Consider the following 19,718-nt stretch of genomic DNA (forward strand, 5'->3'; position numbering starts at 1 on the left):
TAACGGAAAGTGAGGCAAAGATGACAGAGGAAAGAGCGCTTTACAACAATGTTGCGCCACTTCGGAATGTCGGCGCGCTTGTCGAGTTGATCGCCCGCGTCCAGAACCGAGGTTTCGGTCTCCCGGGCATGGCAACCTTCTATGGTCCGTCAGGCTATGGAAAGACCACAGCTGCGGTTTATGCGGCCAACCGGTACAATGCCTATTCCGTGCAGGTTAAATCCGCCTGGACGGCGAAGAAGCTTTGTTCTGCGATCCTGCAGGATCTCGGATTGGCCCCGGCCCGCACGATTGCCGATATGATTGACCAGGTGTCGGATGAAATCGCCAAATCTGGCCGTCCGCTGATCATTGACGAAGCCGATCACCTTGTTTCCCGCAACATGATCGAGATCGTTCGCGATATCTATGAAAGTTCGGGCGCGACGATCATCCTGATCGGCGAAGAACTCCTCCCCCAAAAACTCCAGAAATGGGAACGCGTCCACGGCCGTATGCTCGATTGGGTTGGCGCTCAGCCCGGCGATCTCAACGATGTTCGCCACCTGGCCAAGCTTTATTGCGGCGGAATCACGTTGGATGAAGAGGTGCAGGCGCTTCTGCTGAAGGAATCGAATGCCTCGATCCGGCGGATCAGCATTAATCTCGACCGCATCCGCGAAATCGCGCTGACCAAAGGCTTGTCTAGGATTACCCGCAAGGACGTTCCGAAGGATGGGTTCTTTACTGGCCATGCGCCCGCACCGCGGAGGATCTCGGCATGACGGGTAAAGCAGGTCGCCGCCCCGCAACATCGACCACGCCTGGTCGTCAGGAAATCTGGGAAGCGATCCGAAAGTTGCGGACCGGCTTTAACGTCGATGACCTGATCGATCATAGCTGCGCCAACCGCAAAACGATCTCGGATTACCTGCGTTGCCTCGTTCCCGGCGGCATTATCGTCCAGTGCGAGGATGACCGGTATGATTTGGTTGAGGATCGTGGTTTTCATGCACCGCGCCTCAATCGCCAGGGCAAGCCTGTGACGCAGGGTGCCGGGACCGAGAACATGTGGCGGTCCATGCGCGGCCTTGCGGTATTCAGCCCACAAGATCTGGCGATCCATTCCACAACACCAGACGTCTCGGTCAGTGAAGCGACTGCCAAGGCTTACTGCGGCATGTTGCTCAAGACGGGCTTTCTCCGGGTAGAGCGCAAGGCATCGCCAATGCGCGGCAAACAGGCGATTTACCGTCTGATCCGGAATACCGGTCCGAAGCCGCCGCAGATCCAGCGCGTCAAGCACGTTTACGACCCGAATACACAGCAGGTGCATGTGCCGGGGGGAGAGGTATGACCGGTCCCGTCGCCATTGCACATGCCGCATGGGGCGAAGCCATGCCGGACTGGATCGCAGGTCTCGCCAGAGAGTGTGAGGCCAGCTCTCAAAACAAGGTCGCGCAGCGGATGAATCGCAGCGCCTCGCTGGTCTCGGCCGTACTGCGTAACAAGTACAAAGGCAGCCTTGAGGCCGTCGAGGAGATCTATCGCGGCGTTTTCGAGAAGGCCGTGACCAACTGCCCATCACTTGGAACGATTCCAGCCAATGAATGCCGCGACTGGCAGGTCAAGGCGGTTCGGTTCGTCAACGTCAACTCCATGCGAGTTCGCATGTATCGCGCATGCAATGCCTGCCCGCGTTTCAGGGGGAAATCCAATGGCTGATGTCGAGCATATCAACGATGACAATGTGACGATCGTGGCGCAAAGCCTCGTGGAGTCGGCACTTACAGATTGGGAATGTGGTTACGCACTGCTCAGGGCATGCGCCACGCTGCAGGCAATTTTGGCCTCCGATCAGGATGATCCAGATGAGGCTATTGCGACCGTTCTCGCGGAGCATGCCGACAACGTCCGCTCCGCTTTTCAGTTTGTCCAGGCAGGAAAGGTACTGCACTCATGATTTCCGCCAAAACCATCTTTAACGAGGTCGCGGCCTTTCGGTCGATAGACACTGAAGAACTGCTCGGGACCGATCGCAGTTCCAGCATCGCTTGGGCGCGACAGGAGGCATATTGGGCCATCAGGCTTTACACGAGCCTGTCATTCCACGCGATCGGCCGCATTCTCGGTCGGGATCACACGACCATTCGGTCAGGTGTTCATGCAGTTCAGAGCCGCCGCGACGGTGATCTCGATTATCGGAATGAACTGGCGGAACTGCTCACGAAGATCAACCTGCGCAATCAGCCAGAACCGGTCAGCACCGCATCAGAATATCCGAGCGATATCGCCGAGCGGGTCATCAGGGATCCATCCAGCATCACGCGTGGCGACATCGTTCGCATGGCCTTTGGCCTGATGGCGATCTCGGCAGCCAACCGAAACATGAACCTCAATGACCGGGACGCCCGGAAGGCGACCCGCATCCATCTTGCCGGAGGAAAATGCAATGACCAGCCTGGTATCTGATCTGAATACCCTTTGTGTGACCTGCGATCATGCGGCGACCGAAGCGGTATCCATCACCGATTTACGTGACACATCCACAGCCCGGATAGCGCTCGAGCGCATTCATCGCGATCTGATCGACGGACTCGCGGTTATCGGGCGCCTCCAGCAGGCCATCAATCATATCGAAACCGGAGTTAATCAATGACCCCCGAACAAAGAAAATGGACCGATCCGCAGGGGCGTACCGTCCCGGACAGCATGGTAACGCCTGCCGATCGCATGAAGGATGAACTGGCCAGCCGCCTTGCCGATGAGGCCGAGGGGTTGCAGGAACAGATCCGCGCCTTCAAGCAACGGGCGCTGGATGAGATGGGCAGCGCCAAGGAACTGCTCTTCGAACAGTATGGCGTTCCAATCGGCGGGCCCAAGGGCGGGTTCTCGATCCGCAGCTTCGACGGCAACACCATGGCCGAGGTTTCTGTCGCTGACCGCATCGTCTTCGGGCCGGAACTGCAGGCAGCCAAGGCGTTGATCGACGAATGTATCGAATCCTGGTCGGAAGGCGCGAATGACAATATCCGTACGCTGGTCGAGGATGCCTTTCAGGTCAACAAGGCCGGCCGGCTCGATACCAAGCGGATTCTCGGGTTGCGCAAACTGAAGATGAAGGATGCCGACGGCAATCCCGATCAGCGTTGGGCGCGCGCCATGGACGCGATTTCCGACGCGCTGATCGTCGATCAGACCGCCACCTATATCCGCTTCTATCGTCGTAATGCCCGCACCAACGGCATGGAGCAGATCGCGCTGGATTTCAGTTCCCTGTGACATGCGAAACCCGTCCGGGTCAGCCCGGACGCGGTCGGTCGGGCGTGGTGGCCCGGTCCTGATGAGCAGCCGGAGAAATCCCATGAGACAGTCATTCGCTACTGCCTGCATCGCGCAACGCATCCAGATGATCGAAGAGGCGCTGGAAAAGGTGTTGGATCGCGGACCGGAAATGTCCGTGGGAAGTTTCGGTCCGGGCGAAGCCATACATGTCTTTGTGATCGAAGCTCCGTTTAGCGATACGCGCACTGCCTATTCGCTTCACACCCTTGCCCGCGAATTGGAGGTGCTGTTGCCATGACTGCGGCCCGCAATCTCCAACGCATGATCCATGTCGGCTGCAAGCAACTCGGCCTAGACGATACCACCCGTCACGATCTCCAGCTGCTTGTGACAGGTAAGACCTCCATGCGCGACATGTCGGAGGCTGACCTGCTCAGCATGATTGAAGCCCTGAAAAAGCGGGGCTTCAAGGCGGGTTTCAGCGACTCGAAAAAGGGCCGCCGCGCGCCAGCGTCACGCGCCGATCTGCGCTTTATTCATGTGCTGTGGAAGCTGCTCGGCGATGCCGGTGCCCTGAAGCGTCCCGGCCGCGACGGTCTCAATGCGTTCATCCGATCCCGATTTGAAGGCAAGTGGCAATCGGTGCCGATCGATATCGACGCGCTGCGCGAAGCCGGACAGATCAATGACGTGACGCGGGCCTTGAAAGATATGTGCCGCCGCGCCGGGGTACACGTAAAATGAGCCGTCGCCTGGGTGTCTCCGATCATGCGCTGATCCGCTATCTTGAACGGGTTGGTGGTTTCGAGATTGAGCGCTTGCGTGCGGATATGGCCGCAAAGTTGCAGCCATATGCGGATTCCGGTGCCGGTGCCGTCGTCATCGACGGTCATGCCTATGTGTTTGCCCATAACGACGCTGGCTCCTCGGTTGTCACCGTGCTGCCAGCGTCTGGCCAGGGGCGTCAGGGACGTCCGTATTTTGCGGAGCGCAAACGGTGAACTGGCCCTTCGATCCCCTCATTCCGATGAAATACGGCACGATCCTGGCCGATCCTCCGTGGTCCTATGCGATGTGGTCGGACAAGGGACATGAGAAATCACCGGAAGCGCATTACGGCACCATGCCGATCGAAGAGATTGCGGCGCTGCCCGTTGGGCATCTCGCTGGCCCTGATTGCCTTTTGTTCATGTGGTCCACATGGCCACATCTGACCGATGCACTTTATGTCATGGATATGTGGGGCTTCGCTTATGTGACCGGTGGATCATGGACGAAGCGGACGAAGAACTGGGCCGTGAACATGGGGACGGGCTATGTTCTACGCTCGGCCAGCGAACCTTTCCTGGTCGGCAAGATCGGGCATCCCAAGGTTCGCTCGAGATCGGAGCGCAATGTCATCGTATCGCCCGAGGAAATCCCGGATCAGATCGAGGGCATCCGGCGCGAACATAGCCGCAAGCCCCCGGAAATGCGGCAGATGATCGATCGCCTGTTACCAGATGTCTGGGGCTGCGAGTTGTTCGCCCGTGAGGCATGGGACGGGCGCGAGGTCTGGGGCAATGAGGCGGGTAAATTCGAGGTTCTGGCATGAATATCCGGGCCGATCTCCCACAAGATGCCTGGATCGACGAGTTGGAACACGATCTGGGGCAGGCAGCCGCCTTGCGGTTGCTGGCAAATGCGGGTGGTCAGCGTCGGGATATTCCCAAGCGTCCGGAGGGATCGAAGCCTGCAAACGAGGTCGGTCTCGGTGTGGTTCGGTGGCTCAGTGCCCGGTTCGGCGGCACCGCCGTCGATATCCCCAGCAAGTACGGACGTGACCGGCAGGCTCGGGCCAGCCGATTGCGCGCGGCCATTCTCGAAGCCGGATTGACGGATCCGAAACGCTCAGCCAATGTAATCGCGGCCGAGTTCGGCGTTACCGCTGCATATGTCCATAAACTGCGCAGCCAGATGCGGCGGGAATATGGTGAGGACAACCAGATTTCCCTACCGTTTTTCGGTGGCACATCTTGTCGGCCAGAATGAACCACATGTGGCCATTTGGGGTTTTTCCTGACATCCTTTGACGATATTCCACCTAAGAGAGCTTGGGGGAATAGCCCATGCGGGCGATTGGTCGATACAGGAGAAGGCGATGAGCGTTGTTTTTACGGTAGGATACGAAGCCACAGATATCGAACGCTTCGTGCGAACAATGAAAGCTGCTGGCATCAAGCAAATTGCCGACGTTCGTGCGGTTGCCCAGTCGAGAAAGAAGGGGTTTTCGAAACGAGGGCTTGCGGAACGTCTTGAAGCTGAAGGCATCTCTTATTTGCATTTTGTTGATCTTGGAGACCCCAAACCCGGCCGCGAGGCAGCAAGGGCCGGCAGGTATGATGAATTTCGAAAAATTTATGGAAAGCACCTGAAATCTGATCAGGCTCAAGCTGCGTTAAAACGTTTGATCGAGGCCGTGTCTCTCAAAGCCACTTGTCTGCTCTGTTTTGAACGCGACCCAAGTACGTGCCATAGAAGAATGATTGCAGATGAATTGTCAGCCGATATAGGATGTAACGTACAGCACCTATATGCAGATGATCCGGTTAGATATGTCCGTAACGCTAAAGACCTGCCGCGTTTTTATCCTCGTGAAAGCGTTGCCGCGGCCCAGTAGTAAGCATAGTGAAACAGTCTGCTGCGCCGGCATAACCGCATATGGCGAGTTTCGACGACTTTACCCTGTTAGATTTCGGCAGTTGAAGGAGAATGCAGCGTTTGGCAGATGGGATGAAGTCGAATTCAGTTATGGGCGTCCAAGAAGCGATATCCGCAGCGAGAGCTGTCATGTGGCGGAAGAAACGATAAAAAAGACCGGGCGTCAGTTGAAGAAGAGAGAACGAGAGGGAGTGCTTAACCCCTTGGTAGCCTCCTCAGCTTTGCATCTTGCTAATCAGGGGAAATCCCTTGGCATAATTCGCCCACAAAATACGAAATTTTATTGGAAGAAAAAATCGTCGACTGAAATTGAGGGAGAACGCGAGGCGTATATTAAGGCGGCTCGCCAGATCTCCATGTTTGATGAAGCATTGGATGCGTTAGAGCCAACGCCATATCATTTTCAGTTCAGTTTTGAAGACGGCAATGGAAAACATCGTTATAGTTGTGCGGATTGGGAAGCTCACGCAACTTTTTTCCGTCATCGAAAGCTTACATCGGAAACGCAGGCTCTCGATTTTCTTTCCGGGAAATTCAACGATGAGTATCCACGAAAAGGCATGATGTTTGCACTTGGCAATATGGCAAAACGTCCGCAAACTTGGCAATTGCTTGGAGTTTTAAGAGTGGACTACCCCCTTCAAGACGGTCTTTTCTAGCCCCCCGAAACTACATCCCCCGGCCCATAAGCCGTTTTGCATGGCACTCCCGATCATGATCGGGACCGCAAGGCTCCCGCAACGGAGACCGACCATGCGCATCACCAATCACAGGCTTGAAGGTATCGATTTCGTGCCCGCCCGCTGGACCGGGGGAACTATCACCCCTGAAATCGTCGTGTTGCACGATACGGCGGGCCGGTTGGAAAAGGGCAATTCTGCCCGTTATCTTGCCGACAATGACGCCAAGGTCTCGGTGCATTTCGTCATAGAGCGGGACGGCACGATTACGCAACTCGTCCCGACCAATCGCCGCGCCAACCATGCCGGCCAGTCAAGTTTCCATGGGCGTCACGGTTGCAATGATTTCTCGATCGGTATCGAGATCGTCAATCCGGGCAAGATGGAAGCAGGTGGGCACGGCGAAGCGCTCGCATGGTGGGGCCAAGTCTTTCACAATGATGGCAAGCACGAAATACTTCACCGCCAGACTCCCGAACATGGTCCAGGTGTCTGGATGACCTATACGCCTGAGCAAATTGCCGCCGTCTGCAATCTGCTCGAGACTTTGTTCCGCGACATTCCGACGCTGGAGGATATTACCACGCATTGGTATATCAGTCCCGGTCGGAAGGTGGATACCAACCCGCTGTTTCCGCTGGCACAGGTCCGCGCCCTTGTTCTCGGTCGTGACGATCCGGCTGTGATCGAGGCCGAAGAGTCCTCCACAGAAGAACCCACCGCAACCATGTTGCGCGTCGCGACGTCCGGCTCCGGCCTGAACATGCGCCGCTGGCCGAGCTTCAATCCCAACGTCATCACCTCGATTCCGAATGGCACAGCCGTGCCTGCCTTGCGATCCGGCGTTTTCGACGGCCGAAGCTGGAGCCTTGTCCAGTATGACGGCCGGGAAGGCTGGATCGTGAACAGTTACACCCAACCCGCATGAGGCCTTCCAATGGATTCTATTCTGTCTGAAATCGCCGCCGCCGCAGTCCCTGCCGTCGTGGCAATCGTCGGCACGGCGCTCACCGTTCTAATGAACCGCGCTGCCACCGTTGCCAGTGAGCGCTGGGGAATCGAGATCGAGGCGCGGCACCGCGAGGCGCTGCATTCCGCCATCATGTCCGGCATCCGGTCCGCCTTGACACGCGGACTGACAGGTCAAGCCGTCATCAGCGCCGCATTGGAACATGCGAGTATCAGCGTTCCCGATGCGATCCGCAAGCTCGCGCCTGGTCCAGGCGTCCTTGCCGGAATCGCCGAGGCGAAACTCAACGAGCTTCTCGGGAAGGATGCGCCGAGATGACGTTCAATTTCGATCTGACGGTCACCCTCGGGGTGATCGTCACGGTCGTGCTGGCGTTCATTGGCTGGTTCCGGATGCGGCATGCCGCGATCGACAAGCGTATCGACGACTGCAACGACCGGCTGGACCGGCAGGAAGTGCGGCTCGGTTCGGTTCAACAGACGCTGCAAACCATGCCTGGCAAGGATGAGATGCACGGTCTGTCGATGTCGATATCGGAGATGCGGGGCGAGATGCGCGAAATGCGCGCCGTCATGGAGGGTAACAACAGGATCATGGAGCGGCTGGAAACCATTGTCACCCGCCATGAAGACCATCTGCTGAAGAGGTAGAAAATGAGCTATGCCGAAGATGTCAGCCGCCACCGCCGTCTGGCGGTTTTGCGACATCTGGCCGATGTGCCGGAATATGTCAGCAATGCCTCGATCCTGCAGGATGTGCTGAACCGGCTCGGTCTGCCGGTCTCCTATGACGCGTTGCAGACGGAACTGCACTGGCTGCGCGAGCAAAGTTTTGTCGAATTCGATCCAGATACCCCGTTCCTGGTCGTTACGGCAACTCGACGCGGTGTCGATATTGCGAAGGGCCTTGCCACCCATCCCGGCGTTCAACGCCCCCGGCCGAGGCGTTGAGATGCCTCCGCCCCGGAAAGTTGATCAATTGCCACCCGAGATCCGGGATTGGCTTCAGCAGACCCTGCGCGAGCGTGGTTTTTCTGACTATGTCGCGATCACGGACGAGTTGAATGACAAGCTCGTCGAGGCGGGCAAGGTCGTCAGTTTTCACCATGCCACAGTTCATCGTTTCGGTCAGGAGTATCATGCCTTCGTGCGGACGCAGGAAACCGCCAGTGCCTGGGCACAGGACTGGATGACGGAAAACGGTCTGGAGGAAGAAGCCAAGCGCCACAACGTGTTGTTCCAGATGGTCACCGCGCTCGCCTTCAAGGCCATGGAGGCGAAAATGGGCAAGGAAGGGGATGAGATCGATCCCAAAGAACTGCATTTCATCGGCCGGATGCTGAAGGACATCATGGCCTCGGCCGGGATCCGGCAATCCATGCTGGCGGCCGAGCGTAAGCAACAGGCGGAGAAACTGGATGCCGCCGTGGAATCCGGCGAACTGACCGCCGATATCGCGCAGAAGGCACGCGAGATCATGGGCTTTTCGTGATGTGTGCCGACCTCACCGATTGGCAGGCGATCGTTCTGCTGTTTACCCCGGTTATCGGGGCGGTCGCAGCGATCGTCCTGATTTGGTGGATTGAGCGGTAATGTTTTCCACGCGGTATATCATCAACGATCTGCGTACTTATTCCCGTACCGCCAATGGGCCAGTCGCGCGTAGCATGCTGCGTGGTGCGGATGAGCTGGAGCGACTACTGGACGAACTCCATCTCCTGCGCGCCTTCGCAGAGATCCCGGTGGAAGCGGAATGAGCGCGCCCTTTCGCCCCGTCATCGATTTCCTGCCCTATCAGAAGGCATGGATCGAGGATGACAGCCGTTTCAAGATCGGCATGTTCACTCGCCGGGGCGGCAAGACCTTTGGCAGTTGTGGCGAGATCGTCAATGACTGCCTGTCAGCGGAAATCGATCGGCGGAAGGTACGCTGGACGATCCTGTCACGCTCGGAAAACACCGCGAAAGAGGCCCTTGAAGACGCCTTGAAACCCATGACGCGGGCTTATTACGCGGTGGTTTCGGAACTGGCGAAGCGCGGATCGCCGGAATTTGTTCAGGACGAATTCCATGTCCCGGCGCATGCGAAAGAAGTTCGCCAGGGTGATAGCAGCTTCATGATCGAGGTGCCGGAAGCGCGCTACAAGACACAGGAGGTCCACTTCCCTGGTGGCTCGCGCGTCGTCGCGCTATCTGCCAGCCCGGATGCCGCGCGGGGTTTCGGCGGCAACCTGCTGCTCGACGAATTCGCCTTCCATGCCGACAGCCGCAGGATCTGGGGTTCGGCCTTTCCGGTCGCGGCGCGCGGCGGCCACAAGATCCGCGTCATCAGTACGCCGAATGGAAAAGGCAATAAATTCTACGAGCTGATGACCACCCAGGACAACGGCTGGTCCAAGCACCTTGTCGATATCTATGAGGCCGTGCGGCAGGGCCTCGATGTCGATATCGATGAGCTCAAATCTGGCATGGCGGATCAGGATGCCTGGGCACAGGAATTCGAACTGGCATGGCTGGATGAGGCGAGTTCCTGGCTGGATTACGATCTGATTTCATCCTGTGAGGGTAACTCGGCCGGCATCCCGGAACTCTATATGGGCGGGCCGTGCTTTGTCGGTGTCGATATCGCCGCTCGCAACGACCTGTTCGTGATCTGGGTATTTGAACTGGTCGGCGATGTTCTGGTCACCCGCGAGATTATCGCGAAGAAGCGGATCAGCTTTGCCGAGCAGGATGAGCTGCTGGCGCGGGTCATGCGGCAATATCGCGTTGTGCGGGTCCGGATGGACCAGACCGGTATGGGCGAAAAGCCTGTCGAAGACGCGAAGCGCCGCCACGGCGAGGATCGTGTCGAGGGCGTGTTGTTCAGTGCCGCGTCCAAACTCGATATGGCTACGACCATGAAGGAGCGGTTCCAGGACCGCCATGTCCGGATCCCGGCCGGTGATCCCGTGCTGCGCGCCGATCTTCATTCCATCAAGTCGCAGGTGGGCGTTACCGGCATTCGCCGCTTGATCGCCGACGGGGACAGCGATGGGCACGCGGACCGGTTCTGGGCAGGTGCGCTCGGCATCTCGGCCGCCGAGATGGGCGAGGCTGTTTACGAATACCAGGGCGTCAGCGGGACACGTTCCCGCTATGCCGCCCCGGATGACGATGATGACGACGAAGCAGCCGCCGGCGGACGCTGGGGCAATGGCGGAGGGACATGGTAATGGCGATCCTTGATCAGTTTGGCCGGCCGATACAGGTGGTACCCGAGACGGAGCTTCTCGAACGGCAGGCTGTCGCCTCACTCGGATCGGTGCGCCAGATCCAGTCCGGGCATCCTGCAGACGGTCTGACCCCGGTGCGCCTTGCCGGGATTTTGCGCGAGGCGGAGGTTGGCGACGCAACCGCGTATTTGGAACTGGCCGAGCAGATGGAGGAGAAGGATCTCCATTACTCGGCCGTCCTCGGCGTCAGGAAACGCGCGATACGGTCGCTCGAACTGCATGTCGATCCCGGTGATGACAGCGCGGCGGCAGGCGAGTTGGCGGAAATGACCCGCGATATTTTGCAGTCTTCGGCGATCCGGACCACGCTGATCGATATGATGGATGCGATCGGAAAGGGTTATTCCGTCTGCGAAATTATCTGGGAACGGCAGGGCAAGTTGCTCACCATCGCCGATCTGGATTGGGTTGACCCCCGGTGGTTCGAATTCGATCGCGAGAATGGCCGATATCTCTACCTGCGCGACAATGACGGACCGCAGCCGTTACGGCCGGACAGCTATGTCATCCATATGGCCAAGGCCAAGTCCGGCCTGCCGATCCGGGGCGGTCTCGCGCGGCTCGCCGCCTGGGCCTATATGTTCAAGAACTTCACGGTGAAGGATTGGGCGATCTTCTGCGAGGCCTACGGGCACCCGCTTCGCCTGGGCAAATACGATACTTCTGCTACCCCGGCCGATCGCAGCACCTTGCTGCGCGCCGTTCGACAGATCGGCGTCGATATGGCCGCGATCGTCCCCAAGAGCATGGAGGTCGAGATCGTTTCCGCCACCTCCACGGGTGCGGAAAAGCTCTATGAGGGCAAGGGCCGCTGGTGGGACGAGCAGCTCTCGAAAGGCGTCCTGGGTCAGGTTGCCACCACGGACGCCATTGCCGGTGGTCACGCGGTCGGCAAGATCCACGAGAATGTTCGCGATGACATCCGGGATGCGGATGCCGAGCAGCTGGCGGCAACACTCCAGCGCGATATCGCCGGCGCGATCCGGCGGGTGGGTTTCGGGCAGGATGTCCGGGTGCCGCTGCCGCATATCCGCTTCGAACTGAAGGCCGAGGTGGATCCCGCTCTGCTCCTGCAACTGATGGAGAAGCGCCCCAAGGGCCTGAAGATCGCCACCTCGGATGTTTATCGGGCATTCAACTTACGCAAACCCGATGATGATGACGAGTTGCTTGAGGATCCGGCACCGCCACCCCCGGCCGTCATTCCTGACATTCCTGCCGATCCCGATCCGGAAAAAGACGCCGCGCGCGTTACGGCCGCCCGTGCACATGATGGTCCGGGCCGGGATAGCATTGATGCCCTGGTCGACGAGTTGATTTCCGGCGGCGAGATGCAGCGCGCCCTCGATGGCGAGATCGGCGCATTGATCGAGGCGCTACAAAACGCGAGGGACATGGATGAGATTCGGGATATTCTCAATGCATTCGGCAATTCCGCGCCCAGCCAGGTTCATGATCTGCTGACCCGCTCCACCTTCGCGGCCCGGCTTACTGGTGAGGTCGGGGCCGAGACCAGGGACTGAACATGGCGCAGATCGTACTTGAACCGCTGCCGCATCGCGAGGCGATCGAATATTTCCGGTCCAGGGGCTATGCCCATCAGCTGCAGCGCTTCCATCACCTCGATCATTTCCGCGAGGAACATGCCCGCAACTGGGTCGTCGCCAAGGCGATGCGCGACGATATCTCCCAGGCGATACGCGCGGAGTTCGACCGGGCATTCTCCGAGGGTCGGACAGTTGATCAGTTCCAGGTCGACCTCGCGCCACGGCTGCGGGAGATGGGCTGGTGGGGCAAGTCCATGATGGAAGACCCGGTGACGGGAGAGACGGAGGAAGTTCAGTTGGGGTCGATGAATCGCCTGCGCGTGATCTTCGATACCAATATGCGCACCGCTCATGCTGCCGGTCACTGGGCATCGATCCAGCGCACGAAACGCGCCTTCCCCTACCTTCAGTACATCCAGATCCAGCGCCCGACGAAACGGCATGACCATGCGCGCTTTCATAACAAGATCTGGGGAGTTGACGATCCGATCTGGCTGCGAATCTATCCGCCGAACGGATATTTCTGCGGCTGTACCGTCATCCAGCGCACCGAAGGCTGGATGAAGCGCAATGGCCGGGTAGTGGATGATCCGATCGATCTCGACGAGGAGGAATGGACCCATAAACGCTCCGGCGAGGTTCATATGATTCCGCGCGGCATCACGCCGGGTTTCGATACCAATCCCGGTGCCGTCTGGCTGGACATCACGGATGACTGGGAAGGCATGACGCCAGACCTGTCATCCGAGCGCCGCGCGACCGAACGTGGGTTAATCGAGGGGTTGCGGTTGCGGCGGCTTTCCGATGGCCGAGATACCATGATCGTCACCGATACGAATTCGCTGCCGGTTGATTACCTCGTCACGCCGACGGATGTTTTACTGGACCCGCGCCGGGTACCGGATCAGGCCAGTTTCCTTTATAGCCGTGAGGCGGACCAGAACCTGTCCAGGCCGGACCTGGCTCGATTGTCCGATCACGGAGGATATGCTGCCACGGCGATTGGGGCGGGCGGCTCAGTCTGGCGGGCGGTGCGCATATCCGATCAAAGCCTTCAGCCCCTGCTCGCGTCCTTTGACTCCATTCAACCGGAATTCGCGGACGAGTTACAGGCCACGGGCTATGGTGACGAGATCTTCACGCATGCCCGGTTACTATGGCTTGATGAACGGGGGGCCGTCTCGTACTCTTGGCGCATGACGGAACGGATGCGCCAGATCATGGATGCCAATGCCGATTTGATCGAGAGGCTGGTTTATGGCCGCCCTTAGAATGCAATCTTGTTTGTTCGATCTTTCGGCATGGCGGGGACTGCTGGCCGTGCTCCGATCAGAACCTCCCGGTGTCGGAAGGGATATGCTCATTGAGGATACGGAGACGCATATTCAGTTCATTCGGGATGACCTCGAAAATTTGCCCGCACAGGCCCGTTGAGGTTCCGGATCGGGCAACGCCCCCGGAAAATTGGACATGGGCATTTTTGAACGCGCTCCGGCTGATTTGAATACCCCTCCGTTCTGATCCTCCCCTGCACTTCGCACGACCGGGCAGAACTTACCCCCGAAACTACATCCCCCGGCCTTTTTAGAAACGGTCATGGCATCTCCGGCTCATGACCGACCTGATCCGAAATATCTGCGCCGCCGTGGCGTTACCTGCCGAGCCAGCCGATTGGATCGAGTTGATGCCGGTGGGCGAATTCCGTCTTGGCGATCGTCGCGGCGTTGATCCGCTGCGGCTGGACGATGCCGCCTCGGTCATCGCCACCAGCCTTGCATCGGCTGCGGGAGGTGTTCTGCCGATCGACTTTGATCATCGTTCCTTTGCCAAACAGGGCGAACAGGACAGCCGTGCGGCCGGATGGATTACCGGGCTGCGCGTCGATGGCGATCGGATTATGGCCTCGGTGGAATGGACGCCGGATGGCAGGCAAGCACTGGAAACCCGCGCCTATCGCTTCCTATCGCCGGTGTTCAAGAACCGGAAAGACGGTCGCGTTGTGCTGATCGAGGGTGCGGGCCTCGTCAACATCCCGGCACTCCCCCAGCTTCGTCAACTTGCTTCAAAGGAAACATCTGACATGGACCCGATCGAACAGATCGCGGGCGCACTCGGTCTGTCGGCCGACAAGCCCGAAGACATCGTGACGCGCGTGACCGCGCTCGTCGCGGCCGAGACCCAGCTCGCATCGATCACGAAAGCGGCTGGCATTGCTGGTGATGATGCCGTCACGCAGATCTGCGCACGGCTTTCGGAAACGGAAGCGGAAGACCCCGATCCCGCGAAATTCGTGCCGATTGAATCCTTCACCGATCTGCAGACGCAATTCGCATCGCTGCAGGCCGATGTGAACAAGGACAGGGTGGAAACCGCGCTCGAGCGTGCCCGCGAGGCAGGCAAGCTGACGCCTGATATGGAAGACTGGGCCACGAAGCTTGCCTCCAAGGACCTGGCCGAATTCGAGGCATGGCAGGAAGCGGCTCCCGTCCGGGTCAACCTGGGCGAACGCAAGCTGGCGGGTCGAGTGCCGCCCAAGGTCAAGACCGACAAGCTGGATGCCGTCGAACGCCAGATGGCCTCGGCCCTCGGCGTCAGCGAGGAGGCTTTCCTCGCCACCCGCAACGCAGCCGCAGAGGAGGCCTGATCGATGACGGCACTTGCAAAAAACGCACCCCGTACCCGTGTCGGCGAAGGCCGCAGGTTCCGTGATCCGGTGGCCGCAGCCGCCACGATCTATTCCGGCGCCCTGGTGGCGCTCAATGCCACCGGTTTTGCCGTTCCGACCACGGGCGCGGAAACCGTCCTGCGCGGTGTCGCGCTCACCGAAGCCGATAATGAAACCGGCGCGGATGGCGACAGCTTCGTGGATATCGATCGTGGCCCGTTCCTGATCGCCAATGACGGCTCGATCGACCGCACGCATATAGGCACCGATGTGTTCGTCATCGATGACAACACGGTCGGGGCGGAAGGCACGCTTGTCGCCGGTAAATGCCTGGACGTGACGCCCGAGGGCGTTGTCGTCGAAATCCTCTGATCGGAGTTCCGCAATGGACATCACCCAAGCTTCATTGGCGGCTTTGAACACCGCGTTCACAACCGCCTTCAATACCCGTCTCACCGGGACGGAAACCACCTATGGACGCATCGCCATGACGGTGCCGTCCTCGACCCGCCACCAGGCCTATCCCAAGCTCAGCGAGCTGGGGCCGATGCGGGAATGGATCGGTGAACGCTATGTCGAGCGTCTCGAGCGCGACGGCTTCACCATCACCAACCGGAAGTTCGAAAAGACCATCGCCGTCGCGGCCGACGACATCAGCGATGATCAGATCGGGCTGTTCACCCCGATCGTCAACGATATGGGACAGGTTGCAGCCGAGCTTCCCGATGATCTGGTCTGGGAGCAACTGGAAGCGGGTTTCACGACCGAGCATTACGATGGTCAGATGTTCTTCGACACCGATCATCCCGTGGTTGGTAAAGATGGGGCAGAAACCTCCGTCTCGAATTTTCAGGGCGGCGCAGGCGCGGCCTGGTACCTGATCGATGACAGCCGTTCGATCAAGCCGATGATCTTTCAGGACCGCGAGGCCCCGAAGATCACTCCCAAAACCAACCTGAACGACGACAATGTATTCTGGCAGGATGAGTTCGTCTGGGGAGCAAAACGCCGTTGCGCCTCCGGTTTCGGTGCGTGGCAGCTGATCTATGCATCCCGCCAGCCGCTGACCTCGGAAAACTATGCTGCCGCCCGCGCGGCCATGATGACGATGCGTGGTCATGGTGGGCGCAAACTGAACCTCCGCCCGAAATTGTTGGTCGTGCCTGGCACGTTGGAAGAGGCCGGACTCGAGTTGCTGAATGCGGGTCGCAACGCGGCCGGTGCGGACAATGTCTGGAAAGGCACTGCAACCCTGCATGTCGAAAACCGGCTCACGCTGATCTGACGGCGGTCATCTTCCCGTGGGGGCGCAGACTGCGCCCCCATCGATAAGCTGACAAGGAGGCCATGATGGCGCGCAAACCTGCACAGACGAAACCGGCGGCCGAGGACAAGTCCAACCTCGCCCAGACGAACTCCGAATCCACGACCGCCAAGGATGCGGCCGCCGCAACCGGGACCAAACCCGCATCTGGCGATACCAGCAGCACGGCCACGCAATCGGCTGCAGCCGAGGCGAAGAGTGACGGCACGGTTGCCGCAAGCACCAATATCACTGCCGCAGACCTGAAACCGGCGGCAGGCGACACAGATAACTGGGGGGCCAACACGGCAGGTACAACCGCCGATGCCCCCGCTCATGCCCCTGCCACGGATGACCAGGGGCAGACAGGCGGGGAGGAAAGGTCGGTCCTTCCCGCCACCTCTTCCGATAACGAGCCGCAGGCCGATCTGACCGTGATCTGTCACCGCAAGGGCGGCCGTCGTCGCGCGGGCCTGCGCTGGAAAGAGGGCAAGACCAATATCGTCTCTGCCGATCTGAGCGATTACGCACTCGCCCAGTTGCGCGGCGATCCGCAATTCACTGTTCTTCCGATCGAGAAGGACTGATCCCTGTGACTTATGCGTCGGTCATTCAACTGAAGGAGGTCATCCCGGTCCGCGATCTCGAACTCCTCACGGATTTCGAGCGTGAGGGCGAAGCGTCCGATACCCGCCTCGAACGGGCGCTGACCGACGCGACCTCCGAGATCAACAGCTATATCGGCAAGGTCGTGCACCTTCCGCTGAATGAGCCGCCGCATCTCCTCACAGTTATCTGCCGGGATCTTGCCATGCACCGGCTCTATCTGAACCTCGGCCATGACATGACCTCGCTCGACAAGGTGCGCAAGAACTGGATAGAAACGCTGAAATCCATTCAGAGCGGCGAGTCATCGATCGGCGATGATGGCAATGGTCCCGACCAGCTGACCTCGCCCGGCGTAGCAATGACAGATGGCCCGCCCCGTCACCTGACCCGCGACAGCTTGCGGGGGTATTGAGATGGCGGGCGTTTCCTACCAGTTCGATCTCCATGACTTGGGGGCCGTGTCCGCCTTCGATCAGGCGGCGGCCGCCAGCGAAGACATGTTCCCGCTGATGGACGCGATCGGCCGTGTCCTGGTTAATGGCGCGGTCGAGCGGATCGGCGTGACGAATGTGGATCCTGACGGGGTGCCCTGGCCGCAAAGCTTCAGGGCCGAGGTCTTTGGCGGGCCGACACTCCATGCCACCGGCAACCTGATGCGCTCGATCGTCTCGGCTCCGGAATCGCGGCAGGTCACCGTCGGGTCGAACCTGATCTATGCCGGTGTTCATCAGGAAGGAGCGGTTATCCGCGCCAAGACGGCCAAAGGGCTGTTCTTCATGCTGGCCGATGGCGAGGAAGTTGTCGTTGGCGAAGTCTGGGTTCCCCGTCGGCCTTACCTCGGCATCTCGGATGCTGAAGAGGAAGATATCGCCGATCTCACCGTCGCGTATTTCACCGATCTGCTCGAAGGGGTGCCACAGTGATGTTGCAGCTCGATGTTCAGGCCTTGGCCAACCATCTTCGAGAAACGGTCCCGCTTTTCGTCAGCGTGGGGTTGGCGCGCGATCTGGGTGCGGTCAATCGCAACACCATTCGCTATCCGTCGGCATGGGTCATCCTGCTGGGCGAGTCCGCCAGCGAAATCCGCTACGAATATGACGATGCCATTGAACAGGCCGTCACCGCGCGCGTGGCCGTGATCATGGCGGTTCGCGACATTGCCGATCGTACCGGCGCCCGTGCCCGCGAAAACCTGAAACCCATCCGTGAGGCCGTGCTGCTCGGCATGTGCCGCCACATTCCCCAGGACGCCGATCAGGCGTTCCGCTTTTCGCGTGGACAGTTGCTAAGCGGCGTCGACGCGAAAGGCGGAATGTTCTGGCAGGACGAATACACGCTGCGCTTTGACCGGCGCATCCAGATCAGCTGAAGGAGACACATATGGCCCGCTACGCGCAGCGCCTGATCCGGGAAAAGCTCGAGGCCGAAGCCGGCACCGCCGAAGAGACCACGGCGGCCGACGCTATCCTCGCCCGCAATGTCACGCTTCGAAATCTCGAGGCCGAATACCAGCAACAGGATTTCGCGATCGGCACCGAGGGCGCGCAGCCCGAGGATATCTATAATGTCCATGCCGGCGCGGAATACGATGTCGAAGCCTCTTCACCCGCCGAGGCTGCCACGCCGCCGATCTATGCCCATTTGCTGCAGTCGAGCGGCTTTGCCATGGAGTCGGATACGACCGATACCTGGTTCACGCCCCTGGCGGAATCCGAGGTGATCCCGACCACGACCATGCAGTTGCGCAATGGTGCATTGATGCAGAATGTTGTCGGCATCCGGGGCAGCATGGCGTTTACGGCCGAGACCGGCCGCAAGCCGTTCTTCCGCTTCAATCGTCGCGGCAAATATGTCGCCCCGGTGGATTTTGTGGCCTCGGCGCATGATTTCAGCGCCTGGCCCCGAGCATTGACCTGCACGCCCGAGAACATGTTCGCCTTTACCCTTGGTGGGCAGAAGCTCTGCGTATCCAGCTTCACCTTCAATGATGGCCGGCAGCCGCAGGTCGACGCCTATATGAATTGTGAGGGCACCACGCTCGGTCCGCGCCGTTTTACCGGCTCGATGACCGTGAAATGGCCTGCGCTCGCGACCAAGGATCTTCTGACTCAGATCAAGAACGGCGTCACCGAGCCTCTGATCTGGACCCTTGGGAAAACCGTCGGCCAGACCATCCAGATCAGCGCCCCCAAGGTGCAGATCAAATATGCCGGCGAGCAGAACATCAACGGCGACCTCGGCATCACTCTGGATCTCGTCTTCCAGGCGACCGGCGTCGGCAATGACGAACTTGAAATCCGCTATTCGTAACCCTGACCAGGATCATCCGACATGTTTACCTATACCGACCGCTACGAATTCGACTGGCCCGTCCAGGTCAAACTGCCCGCTGATGACGGCGAGGAGATTCAGGAATTCACCGGCCGTTTCGTCATGCCCGAAGACGAGCTGGAAATTTTCGGGACCGATACCGGCGGGATGACCAGCAATGAACTGATCAAGCATATCCGTGTCCGGCTCGCAAAATACTGGATTGGCTGGACCGGCATCAAGGTTCAGGGCGGCGGCGATCTGCCCTTCAGCGCGGAAAATCGTGACAATCTTTTACGTCAGCGTGCGGTCCGGATCGCCGTCGATCGGGCGCTGACCGAAGCTGTTCTCGGGATCCGTGAAAAAAACTGACCAGCGCCGCGCAGGCCATCTGGGG

Annotated in this window: 32 protein-coding genes and 1 other RNA gene; all 33 read left to right on the plus strand. The window is 59.3% G+C overall.

The window, feature by feature from the left end:
* The first annotated feature begins 20 nt into the window (after positions 1-20).
* The 33 genes from D3P04_RS04990 to D3P04_RS05140 all read left to right on the plus strand — a co-directional run bounded on the left by D3P04_RS04990 (position 21) and on the right by D3P04_RS05140 (position 19,693).
* The gene (locus D3P04_RS04990) at positions 21-764 is read left to right on the plus strand and encodes an AAA family ATPase (RefSeq protein WP_119746573.1); all 744 of its coding nucleotides are present in this window, start codon (positions 21-23) and stop codon (positions 762-764) included.
* A complete protein-coding gene (locus tag D3P04_RS04995) occupies positions 761-1,336 on the plus strand; it encodes an MDR/zinc-dependent alcohol dehydrogenase-like family protein (protein WP_182912737.1) in 576 nt (191 codons plus the stop codon). Before D3P04_RS04990 ends, D3P04_RS04995 begins: the two co-directional genes overlap by 4 nt.
* Complete coding sequence (locus D3P04_RS05000) at positions 1,333-1,704, plus strand: hypothetical protein (protein WP_119746575.1); 372 nt, start codon at positions 1,333-1,335, stop codon at positions 1,702-1,704. Before D3P04_RS04995 ends, D3P04_RS05000 begins: the two co-directional genes overlap by 4 nt.
* A complete protein-coding gene (locus D3P04_RS05005; protein ID WP_119746577.1) occupies positions 1,697-1,942 on the plus strand; it encodes a hypothetical protein in 246 nt (81 codons plus the stop codon). The genes D3P04_RS05000 and D3P04_RS05005 overlap by 8 nt, the downstream gene beginning before the upstream one ends.
* Positions 1,939-2,451 carry a helix-turn-helix domain-containing protein gene (locus D3P04_RS05010; RefSeq protein WP_119746579.1) on the plus strand — a complete coding sequence of 171 codons (513 nt, stop codon included), beginning with the start codon at positions 1,939-1,941 and terminating at the stop codon, positions 2,449-2,451. The genes D3P04_RS05005 and D3P04_RS05010 overlap by 4 nt, the downstream gene beginning before the upstream one ends.
* On the plus strand, positions 2,432-2,638 hold the full coding sequence (locus D3P04_RS05015) for a hypothetical protein (protein ID WP_119746581.1): 207 nt from the start codon (positions 2,432-2,434) through the stop codon (positions 2,636-2,638). Before D3P04_RS05010 ends, D3P04_RS05015 begins: the two co-directional genes overlap by 20 nt.
* Positions 2,635-3,261 (plus strand): DUF3164 family protein, encoded by a 627-nt coding sequence (locus D3P04_RS05020; protein WP_119746583.1) that lies wholly within the window; start codon positions 2,635-2,637, stop codon positions 3,259-3,261. The genes D3P04_RS05015 and D3P04_RS05020 overlap by 4 nt, the downstream gene beginning before the upstream one ends.
* A 1-nt stretch (position 3,262) precedes the next feature.
* Positions 3,263-3,336: hammerhead ribozyme type II (locus D3P04_RS05025), an RNA gene on the plus strand.
* A 7-nt stretch (positions 3,337-3,343) separates the two neighbouring features.
* Complete coding sequence (locus D3P04_RS05030; RefSeq protein WP_119746585.1) at positions 3,344-3,562, plus strand: hypothetical protein; 219 nt, start codon at positions 3,344-3,346, stop codon at positions 3,560-3,562.
* A complete protein-coding gene (locus D3P04_RS05035; protein ID WP_119746587.1) occupies positions 3,559-4,008 on the plus strand; it encodes a regulatory protein GemA in 450 nt (149 codons plus the stop codon). The genes D3P04_RS05030 and D3P04_RS05035 overlap by 4 nt, the downstream gene beginning before the upstream one ends.
* Positions 4,005-4,265 carry a hypothetical protein gene (locus tag D3P04_RS05040; RefSeq protein WP_119746589.1) on the plus strand — a complete coding sequence of 87 codons (261 nt, stop codon included), beginning with the start codon at positions 4,005-4,007 and terminating at the stop codon, positions 4,263-4,265. The genes D3P04_RS05035 and D3P04_RS05040 overlap by 4 nt, the downstream gene beginning before the upstream one ends.
* Positions 4,262-4,858, plus strand: coding sequence for an MT-A70 family methyltransferase (locus D3P04_RS05045; RefSeq protein ID WP_220475271.1), 597 nt, complete (start codon positions 4,262-4,264; stop codon positions 4,856-4,858). Before D3P04_RS05040 ends, D3P04_RS05045 begins: the two co-directional genes overlap by 4 nt.
* Positions 4,855-5,295 (plus strand): hypothetical protein, encoded by a 441-nt coding sequence (locus tag D3P04_RS05050; RefSeq protein ID WP_119746591.1) that lies wholly within the window; start codon positions 4,855-4,857, stop codon positions 5,293-5,295. Before D3P04_RS05045 ends, D3P04_RS05050 begins: the two co-directional genes overlap by 4 nt.
* A 109-nt stretch (positions 5,296-5,404) precedes the next feature.
* Entirely contained in the window at positions 5,405-5,923 is a 519-nt protein-coding gene (locus D3P04_RS05055) for a DUF488 domain-containing protein (RefSeq protein ID WP_119746593.1), read from the plus strand.
* Between the two features lie 82 nt (positions 5,924-6,005).
* Positions 6,006-6,623, plus strand: coding sequence for a hypothetical protein (locus tag D3P04_RS05060; RefSeq protein ID WP_232844893.1), 618 nt, complete (start codon positions 6,006-6,008; stop codon positions 6,621-6,623).
* A gap of 94 nt (positions 6,624-6,717) precedes the next feature.
* Complete coding sequence (locus tag D3P04_RS05065) at positions 6,718-7,572, plus strand: N-acetylmuramoyl-L-alanine amidase (protein WP_119746595.1); 855 nt, start codon at positions 6,718-6,720, stop codon at positions 7,570-7,572.
* A gap of 9 nt (positions 7,573-7,581) precedes the next feature.
* Positions 7,582-7,932 (plus strand): hypothetical protein, encoded by a 351-nt coding sequence (locus tag D3P04_RS05070; RefSeq protein WP_119746597.1) that lies wholly within the window; start codon positions 7,582-7,584, stop codon positions 7,930-7,932.
* Complete coding sequence (locus D3P04_RS05075) at positions 7,929-8,264, plus strand: DUF2730 family protein (RefSeq protein ID WP_119746599.1); 336 nt, start codon at positions 7,929-7,931, stop codon at positions 8,262-8,264. The genes D3P04_RS05070 and D3P04_RS05075 overlap by 4 nt, the downstream gene beginning before the upstream one ends.
* A 3-nt stretch (positions 8,265-8,267) precedes the next feature.
* The gene (locus tag D3P04_RS05080; protein WP_119746601.1) at positions 8,268-8,564 is read left to right on the plus strand and encodes a VpaChn25_0724 family phage protein; all 297 of its coding nucleotides are present in this window, start codon (positions 8,268-8,270) and stop codon (positions 8,562-8,564) included.
* Position 8,565: 1 nt separating this feature from the next.
* Complete coding sequence (locus D3P04_RS05085) at positions 8,566-9,105, plus strand: phage protein Gp27 family protein (protein WP_119746603.1); 540 nt, start codon at positions 8,566-8,568, stop codon at positions 9,103-9,105.
* 100 nt (positions 9,106-9,205) lie between these two features.
* A complete protein-coding gene (locus tag D3P04_RS23270) occupies positions 9,206-9,370 on the plus strand; it encodes a hypothetical protein (protein WP_182912738.1) in 165 nt (54 codons plus the stop codon).
* Complete coding sequence (locus D3P04_RS05090) at positions 9,367-10,827, plus strand: phage terminase large subunit family protein (RefSeq protein WP_119746605.1); 1,461 nt, start codon at positions 9,367-9,369, stop codon at positions 10,825-10,827. The genes D3P04_RS23270 and D3P04_RS05090 overlap by 4 nt, the downstream gene beginning before the upstream one ends.
* The gene (locus D3P04_RS05095) at positions 10,827-12,410 is read left to right on the plus strand and encodes a DUF935 domain-containing protein (RefSeq protein ID WP_182912739.1); all 1,584 of its coding nucleotides are present in this window, start codon (positions 10,827-10,829) and stop codon (positions 12,408-12,410) included. Before D3P04_RS05090 ends, D3P04_RS05095 begins: the two co-directional genes overlap by 1 nt.
* A 2-nt stretch (positions 12,411-12,412) precedes the next feature.
* Complete coding sequence (locus D3P04_RS05100; protein WP_119746609.1) at positions 12,413-13,705, plus strand: phage head morphogenesis protein; 1,293 nt, start codon at positions 12,413-12,415, stop codon at positions 13,703-13,705.
* A gap of 341 nt (positions 13,706-14,046) precedes the next feature.
* Positions 14,047-15,078: a phage protease gene (locus D3P04_RS05105; RefSeq protein WP_119746611.1), complete on the plus strand. Its 1,032-nt coding sequence runs from the start codon at positions 14,047-14,049 to the stop codon at positions 15,076-15,078.
* A gap of 3 nt (positions 15,079-15,081) precedes the next feature.
* Complete coding sequence (locus D3P04_RS05110; RefSeq protein WP_119746613.1) at positions 15,082-15,471, plus strand: hypothetical protein; 390 nt, start codon at positions 15,082-15,084, stop codon at positions 15,469-15,471.
* 13 nt (positions 15,472-15,484) lie between these two features.
* A complete protein-coding gene (locus D3P04_RS05115; protein ID WP_119746615.1) occupies positions 15,485-16,384 on the plus strand; it encodes a Mu-like prophage major head subunit gpT family protein in 900 nt (299 codons plus the stop codon).
* Positions 16,385-16,446: 62 nt separating this feature from the next.
* Positions 16,447-16,989: a hypothetical protein gene (locus D3P04_RS23275; RefSeq protein WP_182912740.1), complete on the plus strand. Its 543-nt coding sequence runs from the start codon at positions 16,447-16,449 to the stop codon at positions 16,987-16,989.
* Between the two features lie 5 nt (positions 16,990-16,994).
* Entirely contained in the window at positions 16,995-17,423 is a 429-nt protein-coding gene (locus tag D3P04_RS05120; protein WP_182912741.1) for a gp436 family protein, read from the plus strand.
* 1 nt (position 17,424) lies between these two features.
* The gene (locus tag D3P04_RS05125; protein WP_119746619.1) at positions 17,425-17,934 is read left to right on the plus strand and encodes a phage virion morphogenesis protein; all 510 of its coding nucleotides are present in this window, start codon (positions 17,425-17,427) and stop codon (positions 17,932-17,934) included.
* Positions 17,934-18,380, plus strand: coding sequence for a phage tail terminator protein (locus D3P04_RS05130; protein WP_119746621.1), 447 nt, complete (start codon positions 17,934-17,936; stop codon positions 18,378-18,380). Before D3P04_RS05125 ends, D3P04_RS05130 begins: the two co-directional genes overlap by 1 nt.
* Positions 18,381-18,391: 11 nt before the next feature.
* Entirely contained in the window at positions 18,392-19,321 is a 930-nt protein-coding gene (locus D3P04_RS05135) for a phage tail tube protein (protein ID WP_119746623.1), read from the plus strand.
* Between the two features lie 21 nt (positions 19,322-19,342).
* The gene (locus tag D3P04_RS05140) at positions 19,343-19,693 is read left to right on the plus strand and encodes a hypothetical protein (RefSeq protein WP_119746625.1); all 351 of its coding nucleotides are present in this window, start codon (positions 19,343-19,345) and stop codon (positions 19,691-19,693) included.
* Positions 19,694-19,718: the final 25 nt, after the last annotated feature.

The organism is Paracoccus onubensis (genome assembly GCF_003591515.1).
In the GTDB taxonomy this organism is placed as follows: domain Bacteria; phylum Pseudomonadota; class Alphaproteobacteria; order Rhodobacterales; family Rhodobacteraceae; genus Paracoccus; species Paracoccus onubensis.

What these genes read in the sequence shown, in the direction of transcription:
- D3P04_RS05140 (WP_119746625.1), top strand. Translation starts at nt 19,343, where the DNA reads ATGTTTACCTATACCGACCGCTACGAATTCGACTGGCCCGTCCAGGTC.
- D3P04_RS04990 (WP_119746573.1), top strand. Translation starts at nt 21, where the DNA reads ATGACAGAGGAAAGAGCGCTTTACAACAATGTTGCGCCACTTCGGAAT.
- D3P04_RS05020 (WP_119746583.1), top strand. Translation starts at nt 2,635, where the DNA reads ATGACCCCCGAACAAAGAAAATGGACCGATCCGCAGGGGCGTACCGTC.
- D3P04_RS23270 (WP_182912738.1), top strand. Translation starts at nt 9,206, where the DNA reads ATGTTTTCCACGCGGTATATCATCAACGATCTGCGTACTTATTCCCGT.
- D3P04_RS05010 (WP_119746579.1), top strand. Translation starts at nt 1,939, where the DNA reads ATGATTTCCGCCAAAACCATCTTTAACGAGGTCGCGGCCTTTCGGTCG.
- D3P04_RS05035 (WP_119746587.1), top strand. Translation starts at nt 3,559, where the DNA reads ATGACTGCGGCCCGCAATCTCCAACGCATGATCCATGTCGGCTGCAAG.
- D3P04_RS05050 (WP_119746591.1), top strand. Translation starts at nt 4,855, where the DNA reads ATGAATATCCGGGCCGATCTCCCACAAGATGCCTGGATCGACGAGTTG.
- D3P04_RS05085 (WP_119746603.1), top strand. Translation starts at nt 8,566, where the DNA reads ATGCCTCCGCCCCGGAAAGTTGATCAATTGCCACCCGAGATCCGGGAT.
- D3P04_RS05065 (WP_119746595.1), top strand. Translation starts at nt 6,718, where the DNA reads ATGCGCATCACCAATCACAGGCTTGAAGGTATCGATTTCGTGCCCGCC.
- D3P04_RS05130 (WP_119746621.1), top strand. Translation starts at nt 17,934, where the DNA reads ATGTTGCAGCTCGATGTTCAGGCCTTGGCCAACCATCTTCGAGAAACG.
- D3P04_RS04995 (WP_182912737.1), top strand. Translation starts at nt 761, where the DNA reads ATGACGGGTAAAGCAGGTCGCCGCCCCGCAACATCGACCACGCCTGGT.
- D3P04_RS05135 (WP_119746623.1), top strand. Translation starts at nt 18,392, where the DNA reads ATGGCCCGCTACGCGCAGCGCCTGATCCGGGAAAAGCTCGAGGCCGAA.
- D3P04_RS05125 (WP_119746619.1), top strand. Translation starts at nt 17,425, where the DNA reads ATGGCGGGCGTTTCCTACCAGTTCGATCTCCATGACTTGGGGGCCGTG.
- D3P04_RS23275 (WP_182912740.1), top strand. Translation starts at nt 16,447, where the DNA reads ATGATGGCGCGCAAACCTGCACAGACGAAACCGGCGGCCGAGGACAAG.
- D3P04_RS05000 (WP_119746575.1), top strand. Translation starts at nt 1,333, where the DNA reads ATGACCGGTCCCGTCGCCATTGCACATGCCGCATGGGGCGAAGCCATG.
- D3P04_RS05080 (WP_119746601.1), top strand. Translation starts at nt 8,268, where the DNA reads ATGAGCTATGCCGAAGATGTCAGCCGCCACCGCCGTCTGGCGGTTTTG.
- D3P04_RS05100 (WP_119746609.1), top strand. Translation starts at nt 12,413, where the DNA reads ATGGCGCAGATCGTACTTGAACCGCTGCCGCATCGCGAGGCGATCGAA.
- D3P04_RS05070 (WP_119746597.1), top strand. Translation starts at nt 7,582, where the DNA reads ATGGATTCTATTCTGTCTGAAATCGCCGCCGCCGCAGTCCCTGCCGTC.
- D3P04_RS05040 (WP_119746589.1), top strand. Translation starts at nt 4,005, where the DNA reads ATGAGCCGTCGCCTGGGTGTCTCCGATCATGCGCTGATCCGCTATCTT.
- D3P04_RS05115 (WP_119746615.1), top strand. Translation starts at nt 15,485, where the DNA reads ATGGACATCACCCAAGCTTCATTGGCGGCTTTGAACACCGCGTTCACA.
- D3P04_RS05090 (WP_119746605.1), top strand. Translation starts at nt 9,367, where the DNA reads ATGAGCGCGCCCTTTCGCCCCGTCATCGATTTCCTGCCCTATCAGAAG.
- D3P04_RS05110 (WP_119746613.1), top strand. Translation starts at nt 15,082, where the DNA reads ATGACGGCACTTGCAAAAAACGCACCCCGTACCCGTGTCGGCGAAGGC.
- D3P04_RS05095 (WP_182912739.1), top strand. Translation starts at nt 10,827, where the DNA reads ATGGCGATCCTTGATCAGTTTGGCCGGCCGATACAGGTGGTACCCGAG.
- D3P04_RS05055 (WP_119746593.1), top strand. Translation starts at nt 5,405, where the DNA reads ATGAGCGTTGTTTTTACGGTAGGATACGAAGCCACAGATATCGAACGC.
- D3P04_RS05075 (WP_119746599.1), top strand. Translation starts at nt 7,929, where the DNA reads ATGACGTTCAATTTCGATCTGACGGTCACCCTCGGGGTGATCGTCACG.
- D3P04_RS05105 (WP_119746611.1), top strand. Translation starts at nt 14,047, where the DNA reads ATGACCGACCTGATCCGAAATATCTGCGCCGCCGTGGCGTTACCTGCC.
- D3P04_RS05015 (WP_119746581.1), top strand. Translation starts at nt 2,432, where the DNA reads ATGACCAGCCTGGTATCTGATCTGAATACCCTTTGTGTGACCTGCGAT.
- D3P04_RS05030 (WP_119746585.1), top strand. Translation starts at nt 3,344, where the DNA reads ATGAGACAGTCATTCGCTACTGCCTGCATCGCGCAACGCATCCAGATG.
- D3P04_RS05005 (WP_119746577.1), top strand. Translation starts at nt 1,697, where the DNA reads ATGGCTGATGTCGAGCATATCAACGATGACAATGTGACGATCGTGGCG.